Here is a 4,073-nt window from a genome sequence, read left to right as displayed (position 1 = left end):
ACCTCCGGGTTGGCGGCCACTCGCTCGGCCAGTGCCGTGGCCTGGCCGCGCAACGCCTCACGGCCACGACCGGACACCACCCACGGCACCACACCCCCCGCCGCACCGCCCGGCGAGGTGTCCGGTGCGGGGGTCGCCTCGGCCGGTTCGGGGGCCTGCTCAAGGATGAGGTGAGCGTTCGTACCGGAGATACCGAACGCGGACACACCGGCCCGGCGCGGACGCTCCCCGCGCGGCCAGGGAACCGGTTCGGTCAGCAGCCGCACCGCACCCGACGCCCAGTCGGCGTGGGGCGTCGGCTCGTCGATGTGCAGCGAGGCGGGCAGCAGCTCATGCCGCATCGCCATGACCATCTTGATCACACTGGCCGCACCGGCGGCGGCCTGGGTGTGCCCCAGGTTGGACTTGATCGAGCCGAGCCACAGCGGCCCATCCTCCGGCCTGCCCTGGCCGTACGTGGCCAGCAGCGCCTGGGCCTCGATCGGATCGCCGAGCGTGGTCCCGGTGCCGTGCCCATCGACCGCGTCCACCTCGGCGGCGGACACCTGCGCATTGGCCAGCGCCTGTCGGATCACCCGTTGCTGCGAGGGCCCGTTCGGTGCCGTGAGACCGTTGCTGGCGCCGTCCTGGTTGACCGCCGAACCCCGGATCACCCCGAGAATACGACGGTTGCGGCGCTGCGCCTCGCACAGGCGCTCCAGGACGATCAACCCGGCGCCCTCGCCCCATCCGGTGCCGTCGGCGGCCGCCGCGAACGGCTTGCAACGGCCGTCCGGGGCCATGCCACGCTGCCGGGAGAACTCGATGAACGCGCCGGGCGTCGCCATCACGGCCACCCCGCCGGCCAGGGCCAGATCGCATTCGCCGTGGCGCAGCGCCTGAGTGGCCAGGTGGATGGCGACCAGCGACGAGGAACACGCGGTGTCCACCGTGACCGCCGGACCCTCGAGGCCGAGCGAGTACGCCACCCGGCCGGACACCACACTGCCGAGGTTCCCGGCGCCGACGTAGCCCTCCACCTCGCTGGTGATGTTGCCGATGACCGACAGATAGTCATGCGAACCCACCCCGGCGAACACTCCGGTGTTACTGCCGCTCAGCGACTCCCGATTGAGCCCCGCGCGCTCGAACGCCTCCCACGCGGTCTCCAGAAGCAGTCGCTGCTGAGGGTCCATGGCCTGGGCCTCGCGGGGGCTGATGTCGAAGAAGGCCGCGTCGAATTCGGTCGCGTCGTAGCAGAATCCGCCCTGGTCCACATAGGACTTCCCGTAGCTTTCGGGATCCGGGTCGAACAGCTCCTCCGTGCCCCACCCCCGGTCCGTGGGAAAGCCGGAGACGGCGTCCTCCCCGTCCCGCACCAGCCGCCACAGCTCCTCCGGCGACCGCACCCCACCCGGATAGCGGCAGGCCATGCCCACGATCGCGATGGGCTCCGGCTCGGCGGACTCGGCCTCCCGCAGACGCTCACGGGTCTGGCGCAACTCGGCCGTGACCCACTTGAGGTGGTCGAGCAGCTTCTCTTCGTTCGACATCTAGCGGAGGCTCCTTGGCGCGTCGCGGAGGATGGGGGTCATCGGGCTCACGACTTTCCGAACTCGTCGGAGATGAGGTCGAAGATGTCTTCTGCTGTCGCCGCCTCGAGCTCGCTGTGGGCCGCGGAACGCTCCGTTTCCCGTTCCGTGTCGCTCCACTTGGCCAGCAGCAGCCGCAGTCGCCCGGTGATCCGCCGACGAGCCGCCTCGTCCACCGCCGAGGGTGCCGAGACCGCGTCCCACCGGTCGAGCTCCGACAGCAGATGTCCCTCGGAAGGCAGCTCCCCCTCGACGAGCCGCTCGCGCAGAAAATCGGCCAGCTCCTTGGGGGTGGGATGGTCGAAGACCAGGGTGGGCGGAAGGTCGAGACCGGTGGCGGCGGAGAGCCGATGCCCGAACTCAACGGCAGTGAGGGAGTCGAACCCCAACTCCTGGAACGGCTGGGCCGGTGGAACGGCATCGATGGTGGAGTGGCCGAGGATCGCTGCGGCATGCGTCTGGATGTGATGGAGGAGAAGCAGATGCTGCTGGGTGGGGGTGCCGGTGGCCAGCTGCCGCTGAAGCGAACTGCTCACGGCCGCGGCGTCGTCCGCAGCGGCATCGACGCCCGGCGACGTGGCGGCGGCCAGGTCGGACAGCAGCGGACTGGGCCGCTGCGCGGTGAAACCGGCCGGGAACCTCTCCCAGTCGATGTCCGCGATGGTGACCGTGGTGTCGCCGTGGTCGAGGGAGTGCTGGAGCGAGGCAATGGCGAGATCGGTGTCCAGGGGACGCATCCCGCGCCGGCGGTAGTACTCGACGACGGCCTCGTCGGCGGCCATGCCGGCATCGCTCCATGGCGCCCAAGCGAGGCTGGTGGCGGGGAGCCCCCGGGCGCGGCGGTGCTCCGCGAGAGCGTCGAGATAGGCGTTGGCGGCCGCGTAGGAGGGCTGTCGGCTCCCGCCCCACACGGCCGCGCCGGACGAGAAGAGCACGAACGCGCCGAGGTCGAGATCCTCGGTGAGTTCATGGAGCAGGGCCGCCGCGAGCGCCTTGGGCCGCAGCACCGCCTCGATCCCCGGAAGATCCACCTCCGCGAGCGGGGTGTTCTCGGCGATACCGGCGGCGTGGATGACGGTGGTGAGGGGGTGTTCATCGGGGATGGTGGTGAGGAGGTGTTGGAGTGCGGTGCGGTCGGTGGCGTCGCAGGCGGTGATGGTGACGGTGGTGCCCAGGGTGGTGAGTTCTTGGGCGAGTTGGGTGGCGCCGGGGGCGTCGGGGCCGGAGCGGCTGATGAGGTGGAGGTGGGGTGCGCCGTGGTGGGCGAGCCAGCGGGCGACATGGGCGCCGAGACCGCCGGTGCCACCGGTGATCAGGGTCGTTCCGGCGGGGCGCCACGTGGTGGGTGCGGTGTCCGGGCAGGCGGCGCGCTCCAGTCGGCGGGCCAGGGCGGTGGAGCGGATGGCCACCTGGTCCTCGGGCTGACCGGGCACCAGCACGGCGGCGATACGGGCGGCGGTGCGGGCGTCGACGACGGCCGGGAGGTCGATGAGACCGCCCCAGAGATGCGGGTGTTCCAGCGCCGCGACCCGGCCCATACCCCAGATCTGGGCCTGGTGCGGGTGGGGGAGCGGATCGGTGGCGACGGCGGCCACCGCACCCTGAGTGACGCACCACAGGGGCGCGACCGACGCCGTTTGGCTGAGGGCCTGGACGAGCGCGGCCGTCGCGGCCAGCCCCAGGGGGACGGCGGGGTGGTCGGGGTGGGGCATCTGGTCGAGCGCGAGCAGACTCAGAATGCCCTCGGGTGTGCTGCCGTCGGGCAGATGCGAGACCAGTGGGGCAAGGCCATCGCGCCGGGCGTCCGCGCCGTCGACCGACAGAAGCTCATGGGCCGCGCCATGGGCGTCGAGCGCCTGGACGGCGGCGAGGACGGCCGGGTGCTCCTCCAGCCCGGAGGGGACGAGCAGCAGCCAGGTCCCGCTGAGCGTCGGCGCTGTGGCGGGGTCCGGCAGCTGCTTCCACGCGACGCGATAGCGCCAGGAGTCGATGGTGGACCGTTCGCGGTGCCGGCGCCGCCAGGTCGACAGTACGGGGAGTGCGGGCAGCAGGGCGTTGATGCCGGGGCTGTCCTTCTCCAGCTGGAGTGTGCTGGTGAGAGCGTCGACGTCGAGCTCTTCGATGGCGTCCCAGAGCCTGGCCTCGGCCGGGTCGTGGCCGTTGGCATGAGCGTCGGCGCGCGGAGCGGGCGGGGCGAGCCAGTAGTGCTGGTGTTGGAAGGCGTAGGTGGGGAGGTCGATGGTGCGGGGGGTGGGGGTGGTGGGAAACCAACTGGTCCAGTCGACTTCCACGCCCGTGGTGTGGAGTTGGGCGAGGGTGTGGGTGAGGGCTTGGGTGTCGGGCCGTTTGTGGGTGAGGGTGGAGGTGGTGAGGGGTGTGGGTCGGTGGGTGGGGTTGTTCTGCTCGGTGGTGGTGGTGTGGTGGTGGAGGGTGTGGTGGGTTGCGGTGGTGAGGGTGGGGTCGGGGCCGAGTTCGAGATACAGGCTGGTGTGGGGTGCGGTG

The 4,073-nt window shown here is 71.3% G+C and carries 2 protein-coding genes; both read right to left on the bottom strand.

Annotated features, from left to right (window positions below):
* Window positions 1-1,532 (bottom strand): beta-ketoacyl synthase N-terminal-like domain-containing protein (locus ACFYOY_RS49000; protein ID WP_351906588.1); only part of this gene is annotated, 1,532 nt, incomplete at its 3' end.
* A 47-nt stretch (window positions 1,533-1,579) separates the two neighbouring features.
* Window positions 1,580-4,073 (bottom strand): SDR family NAD(P)-dependent oxidoreductase (locus ACFYOY_RS48995; protein WP_388594609.1); only part of this gene is annotated, 2,494 nt, incomplete at its 5' end.

Origin of the sequence: Streptomyces sp. NPDC007875 (assembly GCF_042868035.1) — a bacterium.
GTDB classification, from domain to species: Bacteria; Actinomycetota; Actinomycetes; order Streptomycetales; family Streptomycetaceae; genus Streptomyces; species Streptomyces antimycoticus.
Note: the sequence above shows the minus strand (reverse complement) of the source record. Positions and strands in the feature narration are given on the sequence as shown.